This window comes from Phycicoccus duodecadis (assembly GCF_002846495.1).
GTDB lineage: Bacteria > Actinomycetota > Actinomycetes > Actinomycetales > Dermatophilaceae > Phycicoccus > Phycicoccus duodecadis.
In genome coordinates this window covers 1,050,633-1,070,685 of the sequence record NZ_PJNE01000001.1, presented here as the reverse complement: position 1 = coordinate 1,070,685, position 20,053 = coordinate 1,050,633, and the positions used below count along the sequence as shown (strand labels likewise).

22 protein-coding genes are annotated in these 20,053 nt (G+C 75.2%); 14 read left to right on the top strand and 8 right to left on the bottom strand.

Features of this window, described 5'->3' with window-relative positions; genetic code table 11:
* Positions 1–36: 36 nt before the first annotated feature.
* Both ATL31_RS04925 and dapD read right to left on the bottom strand, forming a co-directional pair.
* Positions 37–885, bottom strand: a complete 849-nt coding sequence (locus ATL31_RS04925; RefSeq protein WP_101394794.1) for a hypothetical protein — start codon at positions 883–885, stop codon at positions 37–39.
* Between the two features lie 52 nt (positions 886–937).
* Entirely contained in the window at positions 938–1,870 is a 933-nt protein-coding gene (gene dapD, locus ATL31_RS04920; RefSeq protein WP_101394793.1) for a 2,3,4,5-tetrahydropyridine-2,6-dicarboxylate N-succinyltransferase, read from the bottom strand.
* A gap of 68 nt (positions 1,871–1,938) precedes the next feature.
* Between dapD and dapE the strand changes: the two genes are divergently transcribed.
* On the top strand, positions 1,939–3,033 hold the full coding sequence (dapE, locus tag ATL31_RS04915; protein ID WP_101394792.1) for a succinyl-diaminopimelate desuccinylase: 1,095 nt from the start codon (positions 1,939–1,941) through the stop codon (positions 3,031–3,033).
* 52 nt (positions 3,034–3,085) lie between these two features.
* Here dapE and ATL31_RS04910 read toward each other — a convergent pair whose 3' ends face one another.
* Positions 3,086–3,928, bottom strand: coding sequence for a peptidoglycan-binding protein (locus ATL31_RS04910; protein ID WP_101394791.1), 843 nt, complete (start codon positions 3,926–3,928; stop codon positions 3,086–3,088).
* Between the two features lie 223 nt (positions 3,929–4,151).
* Between ATL31_RS04910 and ATL31_RS04905 the strand changes: the two genes are divergently transcribed.
* From ATL31_RS04905 to ATL31_RS04880, 7 genes are all read left to right on the top strand, one after another.
* Positions 4,152–4,883, top strand: coding sequence for an LOG family protein (locus ATL31_RS04905; protein ID WP_101397265.1), 732 nt, complete (start codon positions 4,152–4,154; stop codon positions 4,881–4,883).
* 30 nt (positions 4,884–4,913) lie between these two features.
* A complete protein-coding gene (locus tag ATL31_RS04900) occupies positions 4,914–5,198 on the top strand; it encodes a DivIVA domain-containing protein (protein WP_101394790.1) in 285 nt (94 codons plus the stop codon).
* On the top strand, positions 5,198–5,650 hold the full coding sequence (locus tag ATL31_RS16300) for an SRPBCC family protein (protein WP_143598323.1): 453 nt from the start codon (positions 5,198–5,200) through the stop codon (positions 5,648–5,650). The genes ATL31_RS04900 and ATL31_RS16300 overlap by 1 nt, the downstream gene beginning before the upstream one ends.
* Positions 5,647–7,761 (top strand): DivIVA domain-containing protein, encoded by a 2,115-nt coding sequence (locus tag ATL31_RS16800; protein ID WP_143598322.1) that lies wholly within the window; start codon positions 5,647–5,649, stop codon positions 7,759–7,761. The genes ATL31_RS16300 and ATL31_RS16800 overlap by 4 nt, the downstream gene beginning before the upstream one ends.
* Positions 7,748–9,070, top strand: coding sequence for a hypothetical protein (locus ATL31_RS04890; protein WP_245861942.1), 1,323 nt, complete (start codon positions 7,748–7,750; stop codon positions 9,068–9,070). The genes ATL31_RS16800 and ATL31_RS04890 overlap by 14 nt, the downstream gene beginning before the upstream one ends.
* A gap of 127 nt (positions 9,071–9,197) precedes the next feature.
* Positions 9,198–9,368, top strand: a complete 171-nt coding sequence (locus ATL31_RS04885; RefSeq protein ID WP_082589468.1) for a DUF3117 domain-containing protein — start codon at positions 9,198–9,200, stop codon at positions 9,366–9,368.
* 175 nt (positions 9,369–9,543) lie between these two features.
* Entirely contained in the window at positions 9,544–9,900 is a 357-nt protein-coding gene (locus tag ATL31_RS04880; protein WP_101394788.1) for a hypothetical protein, read from the top strand.
* Between the two features lie 21 nt (positions 9,901–9,921).
* Here ATL31_RS04880 and ATL31_RS04875 read toward each other — a convergent pair whose 3' ends face one another.
* Positions 9,922–10,557, bottom strand: a complete 636-nt coding sequence (locus tag ATL31_RS04875) for an O-methyltransferase (RefSeq protein WP_101394787.1) — start codon at positions 10,555–10,557, stop codon at positions 9,922–9,924.
* 137 nt (positions 10,558–10,694) lie between these two features.
* Between ATL31_RS04875 and sigE the strand changes: the two genes are divergently transcribed.
* The 4 genes from sigE to ATL31_RS04855 are packed head-to-tail and all read left to right on the top strand — an operon-like array spanning position 10,695 to position 13,794.
* On the top strand, positions 10,695–11,318 hold the full coding sequence (gene sigE, locus ATL31_RS04870; protein WP_245861939.1) for an RNA polymerase sigma factor SigE: 624 nt from the start codon (positions 10,695–10,697) through the stop codon (positions 11,316–11,318).
* Entirely contained in the window at positions 11,315–11,863 is a 549-nt protein-coding gene (locus ATL31_RS04865) for an anti-sigma factor family protein (RefSeq protein WP_101394785.1), read from the top strand. The genes sigE and ATL31_RS04865 overlap by 4 nt, the downstream gene beginning before the upstream one ends.
* A complete protein-coding gene (locus ATL31_RS04860; RefSeq protein WP_101394784.1) occupies positions 11,860–13,224 on the top strand; it encodes a S1C family serine protease in 1,365 nt (454 codons plus the stop codon). Before ATL31_RS04865 ends, ATL31_RS04860 begins: the two co-directional genes overlap by 4 nt.
* A 36-nt stretch (positions 13,225–13,260) precedes the next feature.
* Positions 13,261–13,794, top strand: coding sequence for a twin-arginine translocase TatA/TatE family subunit (locus ATL31_RS04855; RefSeq protein ID WP_143598320.1), 534 nt, complete (start codon positions 13,261–13,263; stop codon positions 13,792–13,794).
* A gap of 31 nt (positions 13,795–13,825) precedes the next feature.
* Here ATL31_RS04855 and ATL31_RS04850 read toward each other — a convergent pair whose 3' ends face one another.
* The 4 genes from ATL31_RS04850 to ATL31_RS04835 are packed head-to-tail and all read right to left on the bottom strand — an operon-like array spanning position 13,826 to position 17,434.
* Positions 13,826–14,959 carry an Mrp/NBP35 family ATP-binding protein gene (locus ATL31_RS04850; RefSeq protein WP_101394783.1) on the bottom strand — a complete coding sequence of 378 codons (1,134 nt, stop codon included), beginning with the start codon at positions 14,957–14,959 and terminating at the stop codon, positions 13,826–13,828.
* A 10-nt stretch (positions 14,960–14,969) separates the two neighbouring features.
* A complete protein-coding gene (locus ATL31_RS04845; protein WP_245861936.1) occupies positions 14,970–15,524 on the bottom strand; it encodes a DUF1003 domain-containing protein in 555 nt (184 codons plus the stop codon).
* Positions 15,517–16,815 carry a magnesium transporter MgtE N-terminal domain-containing protein gene (locus tag ATL31_RS04840; RefSeq protein ID WP_101394782.1) on the bottom strand — a complete coding sequence of 433 codons (1,299 nt, stop codon included), beginning with the start codon at positions 16,813–16,815 and terminating at the stop codon, positions 15,517–15,519. Before ATL31_RS04840 ends, ATL31_RS04845 begins: the two co-directional genes overlap by 8 nt.
* A 40-nt stretch (positions 16,816–16,855) precedes the next feature.
* Positions 16,856–17,434, bottom strand: coding sequence for a hypothetical protein (locus ATL31_RS04835; protein ID WP_101394781.1), 579 nt, complete (start codon positions 17,432–17,434; stop codon positions 16,856–16,858).
* A 90-nt stretch (positions 17,435–17,524) separates the two neighbouring features.
* On the opposite strand from ATL31_RS04835, the gene ATL31_RS04830 reads away from it, so the two are divergent.
* Positions 17,525–18,259 carry a response regulator gene (locus ATL31_RS04830; RefSeq protein WP_101394780.1) on the top strand — a complete coding sequence of 245 codons (735 nt, stop codon included), beginning with the start codon at positions 17,525–17,527 and terminating at the stop codon, positions 18,257–18,259.
* Complete coding sequence (locus ATL31_RS04825) at positions 18,256–19,959, top strand: sensor histidine kinase (protein WP_211283964.1); 1,704 nt, start codon at positions 18,256–18,258, stop codon at positions 19,957–19,959. The genes ATL31_RS04830 and ATL31_RS04825 overlap by 4 nt, the downstream gene beginning before the upstream one ends.
* The last annotated feature ends 94 nt before the right edge of the window (positions 19,960–20,053 follow it).

Below are 20,053 nucleotides of genomic sequence, written 5' to 3'. Positions count from 1 at the left end.
TCGTCGTCGTTCCGGGCGGGTCCGGCGACGGGCCGGTCAGGCGGTGGCGATGACGACGGTGGTGGGGGCGCCGGTGGTGTCGGTACGGCGCCAGGTGAGGGCCGAGTCCTCCATCGAGCGCACCCACTGGCGGCCGTCGACCGCCACCCGCACCGCGCCGGTGTCGGTGGCACGGGCGACCGCCCAGGACGCCACCGCCCAGGCGGCGTCGGCCGAGCCGGTCGTGACCGTCACGGTGCTGCCCGAGACCCGCCCGGTCAGGCCGAAGTCCTTGGAGAGCAGGGCCGCGAGCTCGTGCGGGTCGCCGGCGGCCTCCGGGTCACGCAGAGCGCAGCCCAGGCCGGCGTGCGTCTGGCCCGAGACCACCGAGGCGGTGGCGCGGGCCTGTCCCTCGTGCTGGGCGTAGGCCTCGCCGGCGGCCGAGCGCTGCACGGCCTGAGCGGCGGCCGCGATGTCCATCTCGGTGTAGCCGCGCACCTTGACGAGGGCGTCGTAGAACTTGTTGGTCGAGTACTCGGGGTCGAGGATCTGCTCCGCGGTGCCCCAGCCCTGGGAGGGCCGCTGCTGGAAGAGCCCGAGGGAGTCGCGGTCGCCGAAGCGCACATTGCGGACCTTGGACTCCTGCATGGCGGTGGCGATGGCGATGGACGCGGCCCGCGGCGGCAGGCCGCGCTTGACCGCGATGGCCGTGATGGCGGCCGCGTTGCTGGCCTGGTCGGGGGCCCACGAGTAGGTGGAGCCCCCCGCCGTCACCTCGCACTGCTCGCCCGAGACGGCGTGCACGAGGCGCTGGACCCCCCTCCAGCCCACGACCCCGACGACCGCGACGACGACGAGCACGAGCAGGGCGGCGAGACGGCGTCGGCCGGGGGAGCGGCGCGGCATCGGTGGTCGTCCTTCGGTCGGGGGCGTTCGGCGGATGGGTGGTGCGGAGGGGTCAGTCGTTGGCGTGCAGGGCGGAGTTCAGGACGACGCCGTGGCCGTCGCGGGGCCGGGCCTGCACGGTGCCGGTGACGGAGTGCCGCAGGAACAGCAGGCCGCTCTGCCCCGACAGCTCACGCGCCGCGGCGACGGTGCCGTCGGGCAGGGTGACCTTGGTGCCGGCGGTCAGGTACAGCCCGGCCTCGACGACGCAGTCGTCACCGAGGGCGATGCCGAGCCCGGCCTCGGCTCCGAGCAGACAACGCCTGCCGATGCTGACCCGTTCCGTGCCGCCGCCCGACAGCGTGCCCATGGTGGAGGCGCCCCCGCCGATGTCGGACCCGTCACCGACGACGACACCCTGGCTGATGCGCCCCTCGACCATCGAGGAGCCGAGGGTGCCGGCGTTGAAGTTGACGAAGCCCTCGTGCATGACGGTGGTGCCGCTCGCCAGGTGTGCCCCGAGCCGGACGCGGTCGGCGTCGCCGATGCGCACCCCCGACGGCACCACGTAGTCGACCATCCGCGGGAACTTGTCGACGCCGAGGACCTGCACCGGGCCCCGGGCCAGCATCCGGGCGCGCGTGAGCTCGAAGCCCTCGACGGCGCACGGGCCCTGGGTGGTCCAGACGACGTTGGGCAGGACGCCGAACAGGCCGTCGAGGGAGATGCTGTTGGGGAGGGCCAGCCGGTGCGAGAGCAGGTGCAGGCGCAGGTAGGCGTCGGCGGTGTCGGCCGGGGCGGCGTCGAGGTCGATGCTCACGAGGCGGAGCTCGCGCCGCACGCCGCGCACGGCGTCGGTGCCGACGAGCTGCGCCAGCCCGCGGGGAGCCTCGATCTCGCCGGCGCCGCCGACCGCGCCCAGAGCCGGCGAGGGGTACCAGGCGTCGAGGACGGTCCCTGACTCGTGGACGGTGAGGAGGCCGTGGCCCCAGGCGGTGCGCGACATGGCATCCAGCCTACGGGGCGGGCCGACGCGACCGCGGCGGCTCCGGGCGCCCTCACTAGGGTGTCGGCATGGCTGCGAGCACCCCCTCCCTGGACCTGACCGACGACGTCACGACGCTCACGGCGCGCCTGTGCGACATCCCCTCGGTGAGCCTGGAGGAGGCCCCGCTGGCCGACGCCGTCGAGGCGGCGCTGCGCGCGCTGGGGCGCCTCGAGGTCACCCGCATCGGCAACACCGTCGTCGCCCGCACGGAGCTGGGCCGGGCCGAACGGGTGGTCCTGGCCGGCCACATCGACACGGTCCCGCTCACCAGCGACCCCGAGAACCTCCCCACCCGCCGCGTCGCGGGCCCCGGCGGTGACGTCCTCTGGGGACGGGGCACCGTCGACATGAAGGGCGGGGTGGCCGTGACGCTGCGGGTCGCGCAGCAGCTGGCCGAGCCCAACCGCGACGTCACCTACGTCTTCTACGAGGCCGAGGAGATCGACAGCCGCTACAACGGCCTGCTGCACGTCCAGGAGCAGGCGCCCGAGCTGGTCGAGGACGCCGACTTCGCCGTCCTGCTCGAGCCCACCGACGCCCGCATCGAGGGCGGGTGCAAGGGGACGCTGCGCGCGACCGTCACGACCAAGGGCATCGCGTCGCACTCGGCCCGCCCCTGGAAGGGCCACAACGCCATCCACGACGCCGCCGACGTACTGGCGCGCCTCGTGGCGTACCGGCCCGCCACCCGCGAGGTCGACGGCCTGGAGTTCCGCGAGGCCCTCAACGCCGTGGGGATCCAGGGCGGCATCGCGGGCAACGTCATCCCCGACCGTTGCGTCGTCACCGTGAACTACCGCTACGCCCCCTCGCTGAGCGAGTCCGACGCCGAGGCCCACGTGCGTGGGGTGTTCGACGGCTTCGACGTCGAGGTGCACGACAACGCCGGGGGCGCCCGTCCCGGCCTGCACCTCCCGGCCGCGCGGGCGTTCGTGGAGTCCCTCGGCGTGCCGGTCGAGGCCAAGCAGGGCTGGACCGACGTCGCGCGCTTCTCGGCGATGGGCGTGCCGGCGGTCAACTTCGGCCCCGGCGACCCCAACCTGGCCCACATGGACGACGAGCAGTGCCCGGTCGAGCAGTACGGCGCGTGCGAGGCGGCCCTGCTGCGCTGGCTCGGCTGAGCCGGGCGGACCCGGCGACAGCACGCGCCGCCGGGCCACCCCACGGTGGCGCTCAGATGCCCCGGTAGCGCTCCCACCAGGTGAATGCGACGCGGTAGGCGCTCGGGGTGTTGTCGGCGGCGTGGCTCGCGAGGCCGTTGCGCCCGCGCCAGTAGTCGCAGACCTGGTCGCGCGCCACGTGGCCACCGTCCTGCTGCCAGAGGTCGGGGTCGCCGATGGCCACCGCGTGCACGTGATAGGCGAAGCCCTGGGCGGGGGTGCGCAGCCAGGCCGCGAACCCGACGGTGCGCAGCGCCCGCACCAGCTGCCAGCGCTGGGTGGTGGTGAGGCCGGTCACGGTCACGTCGACCACCCCGCCGCCGTCATGGGTGCCTGCCGAGGCGCCCACCCCGCCCGGGTTGTAGCTGCCCTGCGTGAGGCGGATGGCGAAGGGCAGCTTCGCGTCGGCCGCCGCCAGCATCTGCCGGGTGCGGGTGTTGACCCGCCGGCCGCCGTAGGTGTCGGTACGCGAGCCGACGGTCACGGGGTGGGCCACGGTGAACCGGTTGGCCCCCAGCTTCGTCAGCGAACCGGTGCCGGGGAGGCCGTTGGCGTCGATGCCGGAGTACCCGAGGCGGCGCTGCCAGGTGGCGTACGAGCCGGTGGTGCCGCTGCCGTACCAGCCGTCGGCCGTGGTGGAGATGCCGCGGGCCGTCAGCGCCTGCTGCACGCGCACCGTCGAGGGGTTGTCGGACAGCCCGGCGGTCTGGCCGCAGCGGGGCTCGACCTGGCCGGCGACGACCACGCGGGCCATGTCGACCGCCGGTAGGGCGGCCGACGCCGGGGCGGCGGTGGCCACCGCGGCGACGAGGGCGGCGGAGGTGCCCGTCGCGGCGAGTGTGGTGCGGAGTGACATCGGTGTTCCTTCCCGTCGAGGGCGACGGCCGCAGGCCGCCGCGGGCGGTCCGGTTCCCCCCGGAGCCCACCGCGGACGCTACGGCGGCGGGCCGTGAGCGGCCATGGGGAGCGGTCCCCACCGCCGTGGGCCGGACTAGGGTGCAGGCGTGGACACCCCGACGCCGCCCGAGCCCAGCGCCGCGCCCCGTCGCGACCGCGAGTACCACCAGGGCCCGGTGCTGATGCGCGGCTCGAAGGTGCCGGGCTCGACCACCGACCAGCGCCTGCTCGACAGCAGCGACTCGGCCGACTGGCTGCACACCGACCCGTGGCGCGTGATGCGCATCCAGTCCGAGTTCGTCACCGGCTTCGGGGCGCTGGCCGAGCTGGGGCCGGCCGTCAGTGTGTTCGGTTCGGCCCGCACCCGCCCCGACGCCCCCGAGTACGCGCTGGGCCAGGAGGTGGGGCGAGCCCTGGTCGAGGCCGGGTACGCCGTCATCACCGGCGGTGGCCCGGGCGCCATGGAGGCCGCGAACCGCGGCGCCCTGGAGGCCGGGGGCACCTCGGTGGGCCTCGGCATCGAGCTGCCGTTCGAAGCGGGGCTGAACCCGCACGTCGACCTCGGGGTCAACTTCCGCTACTTCTTCGCACGCAAGACGATGTTCGTGAAGTACGCCTGCGGGTTCATCGTGCTGCCGGGCGGCTTCGGCACCCTCGACGAGCTGTTCGAGGCCGTCACCCTCGTGCAGACCCAGAAGGTCACGAGCTTCCCGATCGTGCTCGTCGGCGCCGCGTACTGGGGCGGCCTGCTCGACTGGCTGCACGACACCGCCGCCGCCGCCGGTACCCTCAACGCCGCCGACCTGTCGCTGCTCACCGTCACCGACGACCCGCACGAGGCCGTGGGCCGCATCGTCGAGGCCGACCACGCCGGCACTCGGGCGCGCGCCGTCGCGCCGAAGCACCCGGAGTAGCCGCAGGGGGCGCGCCCGTAGGATCGCCCCGTGGTCCCGGTCCTGCTCGCCCTCGTCGCCGTCGCACTCATCGTCGCGGCGCTGGCCGTCGCGAGCGGCCGGTGGGCGGTCGACGGGCTCGCCGACGCCACCCGCAGCACGCCCGACCACGGGCTGCCCTCCGAGCCGGACGCCGCCGACGTGGCCGCCGTCCGGTTCGACACCGCCCCGCGCGGCTACCGGATGGACGAGGTCGACGAGCGCCTCGACCGGCTGCGCACGACCCTGGCCGAACGCGAGCGCGAGCTGGCCGACCTCCGGGCCCAGGAGGACTGATGGCCTTCACCATCCGCCGCGACAGCACGCTGGAACGGGGGCCGGCCTGGGACGCCGTCACCGACCTGGCCGAGCACACCCGGCACGTCCCCCTCACCGAGGTCTCGGTGCCCGCGGGCGGCCTCGCGCTCGGCTCGGAGGTCTCGGCCGTCACCCGCCTGGGGCCCCTCGCCGGGGCCGACCGCATGCTCGTCACCGCCCTCGAGCCGGGGCGGCGCCTGCGCCTGGTCAAGACCGGCTGGTTCCTGCGCGGCTGGGCCGACATCGAGGTGCACGACACCCCCGGGGGCTCGCGCGTGGAGTGGACCGAGGAGCTCTGGCTCCCCGGGCTGCAGCGCCTGACCCGGCCCGTCGGCGACCGACTGGGCCCGCTGCTGTTCGGGCGGGTCGTCGAAGCCCTCGTCGCCGGTGCCGAGGAGCGCCGCCCGTCGGCCCCCGAGGAGGCCGGGTGACCTGGTCGTTCCTCGCCGCGCTCGCCGCGGTCGCGACCCTCGCGGGCGCCGCCTGGTGGCTGGGTCGCCCCCGCCCCGACGCCCCCGCCGACGGGACCCCGGCGCCGGAAGGGTTCGCCACCGCGCTGCGCGGCTACCGGATGGACCAGGTCGACGAGGTCCTCGACCGGCTCGAGGCGCGGGTCGCCGACCGGGAGCGCGAGATCGCCGTGCTGCGCGGGGAGGCCCGCGACGAAACCCCCGGCGGGCCTGCGGCCGGCGCCCCCACCGCGCTGGCGACGCGGGCGCTCCCGGACGCACCGCCGGACCGCCCGGACCGCCCGGTCCGCCCGCTCCGCCCGGCCCGGCAGGGGCTCTCCTGGGCCGTCGCCGGCACGCCCCGCCCCTGGGGCCGTCCCGACCTGCTGGCCCCTCTGGCGTACCTGCTCGTCGCCGCTTACGTGACGATGCACCTGCTCACGGCGGTGCGCACCGGCTACCTGTCGCAGGGGGTGCAGGACCAGCAGGCCTTCGAGTGGTACTTCGGGGCCACCGCGCACAACGTCGCGACCTTCTCGAACCCGCTCATCAGCGACCTCCAGAACTTCCCCGACGGCGTGAACCTGATGGCCAACGCCGCCGTGCTGGGGCTGGGCCTGCCGCTCACCCCGCTCACCCTGCTGGCCGGCCCGCAGGTCACCTTCGTCCTGGTCGAGCTGCTCGGCCTGGCCCTCACCGCCTCGGCCTGGTACTGGCTGTTCCGCCGCCGGCTACCGGTGCACCCCCTCGCGGCCTTCCTCGGCGGCCTGCTGGCGGGCTTCGGCCCCGGGATGGTCTCGCACGCCAACGGCCACCCGAACTTCGTGGTGCAGGTGCTGGTGCCGGTCATCCTCGACCGGCTGCTGCGCCTGGCCCGTGGCAGCGCCCGCCCGGTCCGCGACGGCGTCGTCCTCGGCCTCCTGGTCGCCTGGCAGGTCCTCATCGGCGAGGAGGTGCTGCTGCTGACGTCCGTGGGGGTGCTCGTCCTCCTCCTGGGGTACCTGGCCGCCGGATGGCGCCCCACGCTGGCCGCCCTGCGCGGGCTCGGCACCGGCGTCGGCGTCGCGCTCGTCATCACCGCGCTGCCGCTGTGGTGGCAGTTCCTGGGGCCGCAGAGCTACACCTCGATCTACCACCCGCCGGCCGGCAACGACCTCGCGCAGCTCTGGGGCCGCGCGAGCCGCACGGTCGGCGCCGACCCCTGGGCGGCGGCCGCGGTGTCGATGAACCGCACCGAGGAGAACTCGTTCTTCGGCATCCCGCTGTGGGGGGCCGCCGCCGCCACCCTCGTCGTCCTGTGGCGCAGCGTCCTGGTGCGCGTGCTGGCCGTCGTGGTCGTGCTCTCGTGCTGGCTCAGCCTCGGCGAGGAGCTCACCCTCCACGGCACGCCACTGGGCATCCCGGGTCCGTGGGCCCTGCTCGAGCACGTCCCCGTGGTCGAGAACGTCCTGCCCACCCGCTTCACGCTCATCGCGCTGCCGGCGTTCGCCGCCCTGCTGGCACTGGGCGCCGAGGCCGCCCGCCGGGCCGTGCTGGCCGTCATCGGCGAGCGGGTGCCGGCCCTGGTCGTGGGCATCGGCGTCGGGGCCATGGTGCTGCTGCCCGTCGTGCCCACTCCGCTCGTGGTCGACCCGCGCAGCCCGATGCCCACGTTCTTCTCCGAGGGCGCCTGGCGCGACTACGTCGACGACGGTGGCTCGATCCTGGCCGTCCCCCCACCCGACGTGGCCGACACCCGGGCCCTCGAGTGGCAGGCCGAGGCGCGCTGGGGGTTCCCCGTCGTGGCCGGCTACTTCGTCGGTCCCGACGGCACCGCCGAGCGCGGGGGCCGGTACGGGGCCACCCCCACGGCCCTCGCCGGCTGGCTGGCCGAGGTCGCGCAGAGCGGCGTCGCGCAGCCCGCCGGCCCCGAGCAGAAGGCCCGCTTCGACGACGACCTGCGCGCCGGCCGGGTCGACGCCCTCGTCCTGCCGGTCGACCGGCCGGCCGCGGACGCCCTCCTGGCCTCGGTCTCGTCGGTCTACGGCCGGCCCACCACCATCGGCGGGGTCCACGTCTGGGACGTGCGGGAGGTGACCGATGGCGCGCGCTGAGGTGGCACCCGCCGCCGGCGTCCAGGCCGCACCGACCCGCCGCCCGGTGCTGCGCCGCCTGCTGACCTCGCAGGGGCGCCACGAGCTGGCCGGGCACGCCCTGGCCCATCCCGTCCGCACCCTGCTGGCCGTCTACGTCGTCTCCCGCCTGGTCTCGCTCCTGGCCCTCTGGGTGGCGGCCACCTGGTTCCAGAACCCCGCGGGCGTCGGGCACCCCGACCCCTCGGTCGGCGACATGGTCGGGCTCTGGGACAGCGTCTGGTACCGCCGCATCGTGCAGGACGGCTATCCGGTGCCGCTGCCGGTCGACACCACCACGGGCTACGTCACCTACAGCGCCTGGGCGTTCTACCCGCTGTACCCCTACCTGGTGAAGGGCCTGATGGCCACCGGGCTGTCGTTCGAGGTCGCCGGGGTCGGGCTCAACCTCGTCCTGGGCGCGGTGGCCGTGCTCCTCATCCACGCGCTGCTGCGCACGACCCACCACGCCGGCCCGCAGCCGCAGCGCGAGCGGCTGGCCCTGGTCGCGGCCGCGCTCTGGTGCTTCTACCCCAGCACCGTCGTGATGCTGAAGCCGTACACCGAGGCCCTGGCCGTCGTCCTGGTCTGCGCCGCGCTGCTCCTGCTGGTGCGGCGGCACTACCTGCTGGTGGCCGCCGTGGCCATCCCGCTGGGCTTCACCCGCGGGGTCGCACCGGCCCTCGGCATCGCCGTCCTCATCCACCTGGGGGTGCGCTGGCGCGAGGAGCGCGCGGCGGGTCGCCGCCCGCTCGCGGGGGAGTGGACCCGCGTCGTCGTGATGCTGGGGGCGCTCGGCGTGAGCGCCATCGCCTGGCCGGTCGTGGCCGGGCTGGCCACGGGCGTCCCCACCGCCTTCTTCGACGTGCAGGAGGTCTGGGGCCAGAAGCCGGCCGACGGACCCTTCGTCCTCTGGGTGCAGTGGGCCTGGGACGCGCGCGGCCTGTTCGGGGTGCTGGTCCTGCTGGCGCTGGCCGCCACCTACGTGGCCCTCGTGCTGGGCCGGCACGGGAGCTGGCTGAGCATCGAGGTCCGCGCCTGGGCGCTCGCGTACCCGATCTTCCTCTTCGCGGTGGTGCGGCCGATCACCTCGATGTGGCGCTTCCTGCTCCTCGACGTGCCGCTGGCGGCGCTGGTGGCGTCGGTCGCGATGCGCACCGCCAACGGCCAGCAGGTGGTGCCGCACTGGCGCCGGCGGGTCGCCGTGGTGGTCGCCCTGCTGGTCGTCGGGATGCTCTGGTGGACCACCAGCCTGCTCACGTACACCCCGTGGGGCTCCTTCCCCCCGTGACCGCGCGGGGCGTGGATTTCGCCACGTCGGAGGACTACGGGATAATGGGCGTCTGTCCGGCGGTACGGCGCGGGGCGACGCACGCGGCGCGACATCCGCAGCCGCGGTGACGAAGGGAAATGAGCCCATGGCGGCAATGAAACCCAGGACGGGTGACGGCGATCTCGAGGTCGTCAAGGAGGGACGTGGCATCGTGCTGCGCATGCCCCTCGAGGGTGGCGGCCGGCTCGTCGTCGAGATGACCCCGGACGAGGTGCGCGCCCTCGGTCGGGCCATCGACAGCTGCGACGGCCTCTGACCCCTCACGTCCGACCATCGGGGCCCCCACCGCCATGCGGCGGGGGCCCCGTCGCGTCCCCGGCCCGTGAGACACGCTGGCGGGCGCTCGCGGCCCCGCCTAGCGTCGGGGGCCCCGGTCCGGCACTCTGCCGCGCCGGGTCACGACTGCCGCGCGAGCGGCTGGAGGAGACACGATGAACGCCGGGTACGGGCTCACCGTCCGATGGTCGCTCGAGCAGGCTCCCGACGGGGTGGCCGACGAGCTGCGCGAGTACGTGGTCGGCACCTCGATCGCGCGCTTCATGTTCCTCGACGGGCTGGCCTTCAAGGTCTGGCGGATGCGCGAGGGCGAGTGGTTCGAGGGCACCTACGTCTTCGACAGCGAGGAGGAGCGCCGCGTGTTCCGGGCCGACTTCGAGCCCGGCGCCGACACCGCGCCCGGCAGCGCGATCATCGGCTCGGGCCCGGTGCTCGTCGAGGAGTGGGAGGTCGTGGCCATCGCCGAGGGCCCCGCGGGCTTCCGGCGCGGAGCCGGCCCGTCGGTCAGCTGACGCCCCAGGGCCCCGCTGCCGTCAGCGGCGGACGGCGACGAGCATCCCGTCGCTGACCGGCAGCAGCGAGGCGACCAGCTCGTCGTGGTCACGCAGGGTCTTGCCGAGGGTGCGCAGCGACACGGTGGTGGCGTCGCGCGCCGCGGGGTCGGCCACCTGGTCGTGCCAGAGCATGTTGTCGACGGCCAGAACCCCGCCCGGGCGCAGCAGGCGCACCGCGTGCTCGACGTAGCCGGGGTAGCCCTCCTTGTCGGCGTCGACGACGACCATGTCGTAGGCGCCGTCGGTCATGCGGGGCAGGACCTCGGCGGCGGCCCCGGTGATGACCCGGGTGCGCTGGGGGGCGTGGCCCGCGGCGGCGTAGGCCTCGCGGGCGGCTCGCTGGTGCTCGGCCGAGACGTCGATGGTGGTGAGCACACCGTCGTCGGGCATCCCGGCCAGCAGCCAGAGGCCCGAGGTGCCGGCGCCGGTGCCGATCTCGACGACGTGGCGCGCGGCGACCGCAGCGGCCAGGAGACGCAGGAGGGACCCGGCCCCGGTACCCACCGGGCTCGCGGAGCCGAACTCGACCCCACGGCGGCGGGCGGCCTCCACGACCTCGGGCTCGGGCACGAACTCCTCGGCGTAGGACCAGCTGGCCGGCTTCATCCCGCTCATGCGCCCCACCCTACGGCGCGCGGCAGGACCGGGCCGACGCCCCACGCTCCCAGCGTGCGTCCAGGTTCGCCGGGAACAATTCCCGGCCACGACACGTATCGATGGGTGACATGAGCAGCATGGTGAGGGACCAGCCGATGACGACCACGACGCAGGACGCGGGCCCGCAGTCCGCGCCGGGGTGGACCCCGCCCACGTGGGAGGAGGTCGTCGAGCAGCACTCCGCCCGGGTGTACCGGCTGGCCTACCGCCTCACCGGCAACGTCCACGACGCCGAGGACCTGACCCAGGACGTCTTCGTCCGGGTCTTCCGGTCGCTGCACACCTACCAGCCCGGCACCTTCGAGGGCTGGCTGCACCGCATCACGACCAACGTCTTCCTCGACAAGATGCGCCGCAAGCAGCGCATCCGCTTCGACGCCCTCTCGGACGAGTCGGCCGCCCGGCTGCCGAGCCGCGACCGCAGCCCCGAGGTGACGTACGAGGAGACCCACCTCGACGACGACGTGCAGCGGGCGCTCGACGCGCTCTCGCCCGACTTCCGTGCCGCCGTCGTGCTGTGCGACATCGAGGGGCTCTCGTACGAGGAGGTCGCGGCCACGCTGGGCATCAAGCTCGGCACCGTGCGCTCGCGCATCCACCGCGGCCGCTCCCAGCTGCGCGAGGCCCTCGCCCACCGCGCGCCGGCACCGCGCCCGGAGCCCGTCACGCCCGTCCGCCGCCGGCCCATGGTCCGGCGCCCCGCCGCGGGGACGGTATGAGCCGCCACGGCGTCCGCTGCCACGACGACGACCTGGCCGAGTACGCGACGGGCCGGCTCGACGCCGACCGCTCCCGCGAGTGGGACCGCCACCTGGTGGCCTGCGAGTGCTGCCGCCGCGAGGTCGCCGAGGAGCGCCGCCTGCGCGAGGCGCTCGCCGGGGGTCCCTCCATGCCCGGCGACCTGCGGGCGTCCCTGCTGGCGATGTCACGCGACCTGTCGCCGACGCCGTTGCCGGTGACCGGCCCCGAGCCGCTGGCCCTCCTGGCGCCGGGTGCCCCGCCCTGCCACCGCAGCCCCCTGCGGGCCACCGTCGTGGCCGCCGCGGCCGCCGGGGTGTCGGCGGCCGCCGCCTGGAGCCTCACCGTCGGCCTGGTCCCCGCGCGCCCGGCGGTGACCGGCCAGAGCCTGCCCGTCGTGTCGCCGGGCGGAGCCACCGCAGGCCCCGTGGGGTCGTCGGGCACCACGGCCTTCGTGCCGGTGCGGTGGACGATGCGGACCTCCGTACCCGTCGTCACCGACCGACGGGCAGAATCCACCCCATGAGCGAACGCGACCCGGGGACCGACGACTGGCAGCCCTGGGACCGCGGCCGGCCGGCCGACGCCACCGAGGTCACTCCCACCGACGCGCCCCCGGAGCCCACGTGGGCCCGCACCCCCGAGCCGACCCAGCCCGTCCCCGCCGCCGGTGCCACCGCGCCGTACACCCCCATCAGCGGCTCCTGGTCGGCCCTGCCCACGGCGCCGCCTCCGGCCCCGCTGGCGGGGCCCGACGGCGCCGCGGTCGGCGCACGACGCCGAGGCCCCGGCTGGGGCGCCCTGGTCGGTGCCACCGTGGCGGCCGCGCTCATGGCGGGCACCGGCGGCGGCATCGTCGGTGGCTACCTGGCCGACCGCGGCGGCGAGGCGGGGGGTGGCTCCGTCCCCACGGCCGCCGCACCCACGCCCGGCCCCGGCGCCACCACCCGCCCGCAGGGCTCCATCGCCAACATCGCGGCCACGGCGCTGCCCAGCGTCGTCACCCTCAGGGTGCAGGGCGCCGACGGGGGCGCCACCGGCTCGGGCTGGGTCTACGACGACGCCGGCCACGTCGTCACCAACAACCACGTCGTCGCCTCGGTCGGCGCCAAGGGCAAGGTCACCGTCGTCCTGTCGAACGGCAAGCAGGTCTCGGGCACGGTCGTCGGGACCGACGCCTCCTACGACCTGGCCGTCGTCAAGGTCTCCGGGGCCGACCTCACGCCGCTCACCGTCGGCCGCTCGCGCGACGTCGTCGTGGGCGACCAGGTCATCGCCGTGGGCGCACCGCTCGGCCTCGACTCCACGGTCACGGCGGGCATCGTCAGCGCGCTCGACCGCCCGGTCACCCCCGGGGGCGAGAGCGACCAGTCCTTCATCAACGCCATCCAGACCGACGCCGCCATCAACCCGGGCAACTCGGGGGGGCCGCTGCTCGACATGGCCGGCGAGGTCATCGGGGTCAACTCGGCCATCGCGGCCATCCCGGGCAGCTCGATCGGCGGCGGCCAGAGCGGCAGCATCGGCGTCGGCTTCGCCATCCCCAGCGACCAGGTCGCCACCACCGTCCAGCAGCTGATCGCCACCGGCAAGGCCGTGCACCCGGTGATCGGGGTCTTCCTCGACAGCACCTACGACGGCGAGGGCGTCCGCATCGCCGACGAGGGCCCGAACGGCGCCCCGGCGGTCGACCCCGAGGGCCCGGCGGCCAAGGCCGGCCTGCGCCCCGGCGACGTCATCGTCGCCTTCGAGGGCGCACCGGTCAGCAACGACGGTGAGCTGGTGGTCAAGATCCGGGCCCGCAGGGTCGGGGACTCCGTCCGGCTGACCGTGCGGCGCAACGGTGGCGAGCAGGATGTCACGATGGTCCTGAAGGGCTCGGAGTGACCGGGCCGTCGCCTGCCACGGAAGGGGAGTGACGCGGTGTTCGGCGTCAACGGGTGGGAGGTCATCCTGCTCGCGCTCATCGCGGTCTTCGTCCTCGGCCCCGACCGGATGCCCGAGTACGCGGCCAAGCTGGCCCGGGCCATCCGCAAGCTGCGGGTGATGGCCGAGGGGGCCAAGGACCAGCTGCGTGACCAGCTGGGCCCCGAGTACGAGGACATCAACTGGCGCCAGTACGACCCGCGCCAGTACGACCCGCGGCGCATCGTGCGCGAGGCGCTGCTCGAGCCCCTCGACGACGCGGTGGCGCCGATCCGCGACGAGATCGGCTCGGTCCGCTCGGCCGCCCGGCTGCGCGGCGGCGCCGACGCCGGCGCCGGTGCTGCCGGCGCCCTCGGGGCCGCGGCGGTCGCCGGTGGCGCCCCCGGCGCGGTCCCGGGTGACGGCCCGGCCGACCTCGACCGGCCCGCCGAGCCCGAGATCGGCCCGCACGACGCGATGGCGCGGGCCTGGGGTGCCCCGCGCGCGTACGACCCGGGCCGCCCGGTGCCCTACGACGCCGAGGCCACCTGAGGCCCGCGGCAGCGCGAGCCGGCGATGTGGGTCAGCGGCCGACGGGGCTGAGCCCCAGTGAGCGCCCGGCCAGCCCGCGCGAGCGCGAGGCCAGACCCTTGGCGATGCCCCGCAGCGCCACGGCGGCCGGTGAGTCGGGCTCGCCGAGGACGACGGGCATCCCCTGGTCGGCCCCGACCCGCAGGCAGGTGTCGAGCGGGATCTGACCGAGCAGCGGCACGTCGGAGCCGATGGAGCGGGTGAGGCTGTCGGCGACGTCCTGGCCGCCGCCGGAGCCGAAGATCTCCTGGCGCGAGCCGTCGGGCATCTCGAGCCAGCTCATGTTCTCGATGACGCCGGCGAGACGCTGGTGGGTCTGCAGCGCGATGGACCCGGCCCGCTCGGCGACCTCCGCGGCGGCCTGCTGCGGGGTGGTGACGACGAGGATCTCGGCGCCGGGCACGAGCTGGGCGACCGAGATCGCGATGTCGCCGGTGCCGGGCGGCAGGTCGAGGAGCAGGACGTCGAGGTCGCCCCAGAAGACGTCGGCCAGGAACTGCTGCAGCGCGCGGTGCAGCATCGGCCCGCGCCACACGACCGGCTGGTTGCCCGGCACGAACATCCCGATCGAGATGACCCGCACGTCGTGGCTGACCGGCGGCATGATCATGTCGTCGACCTGGGTCGGCTTGTGCTCGACGCCGAGCATGCGGGGGATCGAGAAGCCGTAGATGTCGGCGTCGACGACCCCGACCGAGAGGCCCTCCTGGGCCAGCGCGGCCGCGAGGTTGGCGGTGACCGAGGACTTGCCCACCCCGCCCTTGCCCGAGGCGACGGCGTAGACCCGGGTCAGCGACCCCGGCTTGGCGAACGGGATCTCGCGCTCGGCGACGCCGCCGCGCAGCTTGGTCTTCAGCTCGCCGCGCTGCTCGTCGTTCATCACGCCCAGGGTGACGGTGACCCCGGTGACGCCCTCGACGCCCGCGAGCGCCGCGGTCGTGTCCTGGGTGAGCTTGTCCTTGAGGGGGCAGGCGCTGACGGTGAGGAGGATGGTGACGGCGACCCGGCCGTCGGCGTCGCAGTCGAGGGCACCGACCATCCCGAGCTCGGTGACGGGGCGCCGGATCTCGGGGTCGATGACCGTCTCGAGAGCGGCGTGGAGGGCGTCCTGGCTGACCTGCGGCATGCCCTCGAGTCTAGGTCGGCTCCGGGGCCGGCCCGTCCTCGCCCCCGTCGTCGGGGGACGTCTGCTTGGTCACCACCAGCCCGCGCTCCTCCATCTCGTCGAGGAGGTCGCGCAGCTCGCTACGGACGAAGTCGCGCGTGGCGGTGTCGCGCATCGCGATCCGCAGGGCTGCGACCTCACGGGTGAGGAACTCGGTGTCGGCCAGGCCGCGCTCGTCGCGCGAGCGGTCCTGCTCCAGCGCCACGCGGTCGCGGTCGGCCTGGCGGTTCTGCGCCAGCAGGATGAGGGGCGCCGCGTACGACGCCTGCAGGCTGAGCATCAGGGTCAGGAAGATGAACGCGTACGGGTCGAAGCGCAGTGCGGGCGGAGCCAGGGTGTTCCAGAGCAGCCAGAGGACGACGAAGACCGTCATCCCGATGAGGAAGTACGGCGTGCCCATGAAGCGCGCGAACTTCTCGGACAGGACCCCGAACGACTCCTGGGTGAACAGGGCCGGCATCTGCAGGCGCCGCCGCGTGGTCTCGCGCGGCTGGTCGATGCGGGGGCGGCGCTCGCGCTCAGCCACGGGTCACCTCGGAGGGCGGCACGACGTCGTGCCGCTCCTCGCGCCAGTCCTCGGGGAGGATGTGGTCGAGCACGTCGTCGACGGTGACCGCGCCGAGCAGGTGGCCCTCCTCGTCGACCACCGGCATCCCCACGAGGTCGTAGGTGGCGAGCATCCGGGTGACCTGGCCCAGGCTGGCGGTGGGCAGCAGCGGCTCGACGTCCTTGTCGAGGATGCCGCCCACCGGGTTGTGCGGCGGCTCGCGCAGCAGGCGCTGGATGTGGACGATGCCGAGGAACTTGCCCGTGGGTGTCTCGAGCGGCGGCCGGCAGACGAAGACCGTGGTGGCCAGCGCGGTCGAGAGCTCCTGGCGGCGCACCACGGCCAGGGCCTCGGCGATGGAGGCCTCGGGCCCGAGGATCACCGGCTCGGTCGTCATCAGGCCGCCGGCGGTGTTCTCGTCGTAGGTGAGCAGCCGGCGCAGGTCGGCGGCCTCGTCGGGCTCCATCTTCTGGAGCAGCTCCTCGCGGCGCTCGGCCGGCAGCTCGGAGAGCAGGTCGGCGGCGTCGTCGGGCTCCATGGCCTCGAGGACGTCGGCCGCGCGGGAGACCTCGAGCCCCGCGATGATCTCGACCTGGTCGTCCTCGGGGAGCTCCTCGATGACGTCGGCGAGCCGCTCGTCGCCCAGCGCGGCCGCCACCTCGGCGCGGCGCTGGGGGCTGAGGTCGTGGATGACCTCCGCGAGGTCGGCGGGCTTGAGGTCCTCGTAGGTCTCGAGCAGCTTGGCGGCGCCCTGGCCCTCGCTGGCGTCGCGCAGGCCGCGGACGTCCTCGACGGTGGCGACGAAGGTCTCGCCGCGCCGCCGGCCCAGCAGCCCGAGACGGGTGGGGCGGGAGGTCTCGAGCCGCACCGCGACCCGGGCCACCCCCCAGCCGCGCGTGCCCATCTGCTCGATCCCGATGTCCTGCACGGTGGCGGCCACGACCTCGCCGCCCTCGGTGCTGACCTGCACCGGGCGCTCGAAGAGCTCGGCCACCACCAGGGTCTCGTTGGGGCGCTGCTCGAAGCGGCGCATGTTGACCAGGCCGGTGGTGATGACCTGGCCGCCCTCGACGGAGGTGACCCGGGTCATCGGCACGAACACCCGGCGCCGCCCGGGCACCTCGACCACGAGCCCGATGGCCCGAGGGCGCGCTCGTGAGGCGCTGAACGTGACGACGACGTCGCGGACCCGGCCGACCTTGTCACCGAGAGGGTCGAAGACGTCGAGCTCGGACAGGCGGCCGACGAAGGCGCGGGTCGGCGTGCTCACGTCCGACAGGCTAGCCGCCGGGCGGGGTGCCGCCGACGCCTCAGCGGGTCGTGTTGCGGCGCGCCCCGGCGCGGCCCCGCCAGTGCCAGGGGCGGCGGGTGACCGTGGCCGGCGCCGCGGGGCGCACGGGGGCCGCCCCGGAGCCGTCGTCGTAGGAGCCGGGGCCCTCGACCGGGCGCCCGTGCGGGCTGACGACGTGGATGGTGTTCTCCTCGCGCCAGCGGGCCGCGACGTCCCCGGTCGCGTTGAGCCGCTCGGGGCGCAGGACCTCGACCGCGGCGTCCCACTGCGGGGTGCCGGGCTCGAGCCGTCGGGCGGTGGCGTGCAGGGTCAGCAGCCGGCCGCCGCTGTCCTTGCTGCGCAGCACCATCTCGACCTCGTCGGGGAGCGGGGGGAGGGGCTGCTCGCCGGGGCCGGAGACCACGTAGGCCGCCGGGCCGCTGCCCCGCTCGTCGCCGTCGTCGTGCCACACGTGCCACACGGGGTGGGTGCCACCGCCGGGGACGCGCAGCCAGAGCAGCCCGGACTTCTTCGCCGCCTCGTCGATGAGCCGGGTGACGTCGACGCCCACCGCGGGGGGCGGGCCCTCGCCGGGAGGCGGCGCGCTCTCCTCGCTCATGCCCGGCACTCTCCCACACCGGCGGCGGGGCGGGCGGGTGCGGTGGGCGACCACTGGGCCGCGCGGGTCGTTGTGTGGTACCCATCACGGATGAGGGAGTCCGCGACGCCGCGGGGCGCCGCCGCCGACGGTCCGGTGGTCCTCGTGGTCGACGACGACGAGGCCGTGCGTACCGTCGTGCGCTGGCAGCTCGAGCACGAGGGCTTCCGCACCGTCGAGGCCGACGACGGTCCCTCCGCCCTGCGCCGCATCCGCGACGACCGCCCGGCGTTGGTGGTGCTGGACCTGTCGCTGCCGGGGCTCGGCGGTCTCGACCTGCTGCGCGAGCTGCGCCGCGGGGGGAGCGGGCGCTCCGACACCCCGGTCATCGTGCTCTCGGGCCGCAACGGCGAGCACGACCGCATCGTCGGCCTCGACCTCGGGGCGGACGACTACCTGGTGAAGCCCTTCTCTCCCGGCGAGCTCGGCGCGCGGGTGCGCTCGGTGCTGCGGCGCGCCAGCCCGGAGCTGTCGGGCGAGGTCGTGGGGGTCGGGCCGCTGCAGGTCGAGACGGCCACCCGGCGGGTCACGGTCGACGGTGAGGAGGTCGAGCTGACCCCCAAGGAGTTCGACCTGGTGGCGTTCCTGGTCACCCATCCCCGGCAGGTGTTCACCCGGAGCCAGCTCCTGGACCGGGTGTGGAGCTCCTCGTCGGAGTGGCTCGGCGAGGCGACCGTCACCGAGCACGTGCACCGGCTGCGGCTCAAGCTCGAGCAGGACCCGGCCCGGCCGCGGCTGCTGCTGACGGTCCGCGGCGTCGGCTACCAGCTGAGCGACCCCGGATGACGGCCACCGGGCGGGCCGCGGGGGCCGGGGCGCTGCGCCCCGACGACGTGCGCGACATGCTCGAGCGGCAGACCGCCGTGCTGGAGCTCATCGCCGCCGCCACCCCCCTGCGTGAGGTGCTGACCCACATCCTGACCTCGCTCGAGCTCTTCATCCCCGGCGCCCGCTGCTCGGTTCTGCTGCTCGACCGCGAGCACGGCACCCTCCACCACGGGGCCGCCCCCAGCCTGCCCGGCGGGTACGTGGCGGCCATCGACGGGATGGCGATCGGCGACGGTGCCGGTTCGTGCGGCACCGCGGCCGCGCTCAACCGGGCCGTCGTGGCGCGCGACGTGCGCCGCGACGTCCGCTGGGTCTCCTACCGCCCCGCGGCCGAGGCGGCGGGGCTGCGCAGCTGCTGGTCGACGCCGATCGAGGGGCCGGACGGGCTGCCGGTCGGCACGTTCGCGGTCTACCACCCGGAACCGCACCGCCCGACCCGGCGCGAGCAGCTGCTCGTCGAGCGCTTCACCCACCTGGCCTCGGTGGCCATCGAGCACGCCGACGTGCTGGGCGAGCTGGTCGAGAGCGAGGAGCGCTTCCGCCGCTCGTTCGACGACAACTCGCTGGGCATGGCCATCGTGGGCCTCGACCGGGCGGTGGTCACGACCAACACCGCGCTCACCGCCGTCCTGGGCGAGCGGCGCGCCGACCTGGTGGGACGGCGACTGGCCGAGGTCGTCACGCCGGTCGACGGCCCCTTGGACGCGCGCCTCGACGGCCTGGGCCGCGACGACGCCGCGCCCGTGGTCTTCGAGGCGGTGCTGCACCGCCGGTCGGCGCGCGCCGTCGAGGTGGAGGTGACGGTCTCGCTGGTGCACGCCCGCGACGGCGGCCCCGGCCAGTACGTGGTGAACGTCTTCGACCTCACCGAGCGCCGGGCGGCCGAGCAGCACCGCCGGGCCCGGCTGGAGGCCGAGACCGCCCGCCGTACGGCCGAGCAGCTGCTGCGGGCGCGCTCGGCCCTGCTGGCCGCGGTCGGCCACGAGGCGCGGACCCCCATCCAGGCCATCGTGGGGTTCGCCGAGCTGCTCGGCACCCTCGAGCTCGACGAGGCCCAGCGCCGCGAGGCGCTCGGGCGCATCGACGCCGCGGCGGGCCACGTGATGGACCTGCTCGCGGACGTCCTCGACCTGAGCCGCCTCGAGGCCGGGGCCCTGCCCGTGGCGCTCGAGCCGGTGCTGGTGCGCGACGTGGTCGTCGAGGTCCTCGGCCTGCTGTCTCCGGCGGCCGACCGGCGCGAGGTCGACCTGTCCATGGCGCTGCTCGACGACGTGGTGCTCGCCGACCGGCGGCGGCTGCGCCAGGTGCTGCTGAACCTGGTGGGCAACTCCATCCGGCACGGTGCCGTGGGCGGCGATATCGCGGTGCGCACCCGGCCGGCCGGCGAGGGCTGGGTGGTCGTCGCGGTCGACGACGACGGCCCGGGCATCCCGCCCGACCTCCTGCCCCGTGTCTTCACCCCGTTCGCTGCCGCGTCGGCGCCCGAGCGCGAGGCGGCGGAGGGTGGCGCCCCCGACGGTGACAGCAGCATCGGGCTGGGGCTGGGGCTCGCCCACGGGCTGGTCGAGGCGATGGGGGGCGAGCTCACGGTGGCCTCGTCGTCGCCGGCGGGGACGTCGGTCCAGGTGCGGCTGCGCCGCGCGCCCCCCGACGCCTGAGCCCCTCGCCGCGTCGAGTCGCGTCGCGTCGCGTCGCCTTGATGGTCCGTTGAGACGGCCGACCTACGCTGCGCCGGAGCGCCGGCACCGGGCC

Bases quoted from the DNA above. Each gene is read 5' to 3' on its own strand.
- ATL31_RS04925 (WP_101394794.1), bottom strand. From the start codon at position 885: ATGCCGCGCCGCTCCCCCGGCCGACGCCGTCTCGCCGCCCTGCTCGTG.
- dapD (WP_101394793.1), bottom strand. From the start codon at position 1,870: ATGTCGCGCACCGCCTGGGGCCACGGCCTCCTCACCGTCCACGAGTCA.
- dapE (WP_101394792.1), top strand. From the start codon at position 1,939: ATGGCTGCGAGCACCCCCTCCCTGGACCTGACCGACGACGTCACGACG.
- ATL31_RS04910 (WP_101394791.1), bottom strand. From the start codon at position 3,928: ATGTCACTCCGCACCACACTCGCCGCGACGGGCACCTCCGCCGCCCTC.
- ATL31_RS04905 (WP_101397265.1), top strand. From the start codon at position 4,152: ATGCGCGGCTCGAAGGTGCCGGGCTCGACCACCGACCAGCGCCTGCTC.
- ATL31_RS16300 (WP_143598323.1), top strand. From the start codon at position 5,198: ATGGCCTTCACCATCCGCCGCGACAGCACGCTGGAACGGGGGCCGGCC.
- ATL31_RS04890 (WP_245861942.1), top strand. From the start codon at position 7,748: ATGGCGCGCGCTGAGGTGGCACCCGCCGCCGGCGTCCAGGCCGCACCG.
- ATL31_RS04885 (WP_082589468.1), top strand. From the start codon at position 9,198: ATGGCGGCAATGAAACCCAGGACGGGTGACGGCGATCTCGAGGTCGTC.
- ATL31_RS04880 (WP_101394788.1), top strand. From the start codon at position 9,544: ATGAACGCCGGGTACGGGCTCACCGTCCGATGGTCGCTCGAGCAGGCT.
- ATL31_RS04875 (WP_101394787.1), bottom strand. From the start codon at position 10,557: ATGAGCGGGATGAAGCCGGCCAGCTGGTCCTACGCCGAGGAGTTCGTG.
- sigE (WP_245861939.1), top strand. From the start codon at position 10,695: ATGACGACCACGACGCAGGACGCGGGCCCGCAGTCCGCGCCGGGGTGG.
- ATL31_RS04865 (WP_101394785.1), top strand. From the start codon at position 11,315: ATGAGCCGCCACGGCGTCCGCTGCCACGACGACGACCTGGCCGAGTAC.
- ATL31_RS04860 (WP_101394784.1), top strand. From the start codon at position 11,860: ATGAGCGAACGCGACCCGGGGACCGACGACTGGCAGCCCTGGGACCGC.
- ATL31_RS04850 (WP_101394783.1), bottom strand. From the start codon at position 14,959: ATGCCGCAGGTCAGCCAGGACGCCCTCCACGCCGCTCTCGAGACGGTC.
- ATL31_RS04835 (WP_101394781.1), bottom strand. From the start codon at position 17,434: ATGAGCGAGGAGAGCGCGCCGCCTCCCGGCGAGGGCCCGCCCCCCGCG.
- ATL31_RS04830 (WP_101394780.1), top strand. From the start codon at position 17,525: ATGAGGGAGTCCGCGACGCCGCGGGGCGCCGCCGCCGACGGTCCGGTG.
- ATL31_RS04825 (WP_211283964.1), top strand. From the start codon at position 18,256: ATGACGGCCACCGGGCGGGCCGCGGGGGCCGGGGCGCTGCGCCCCGAC.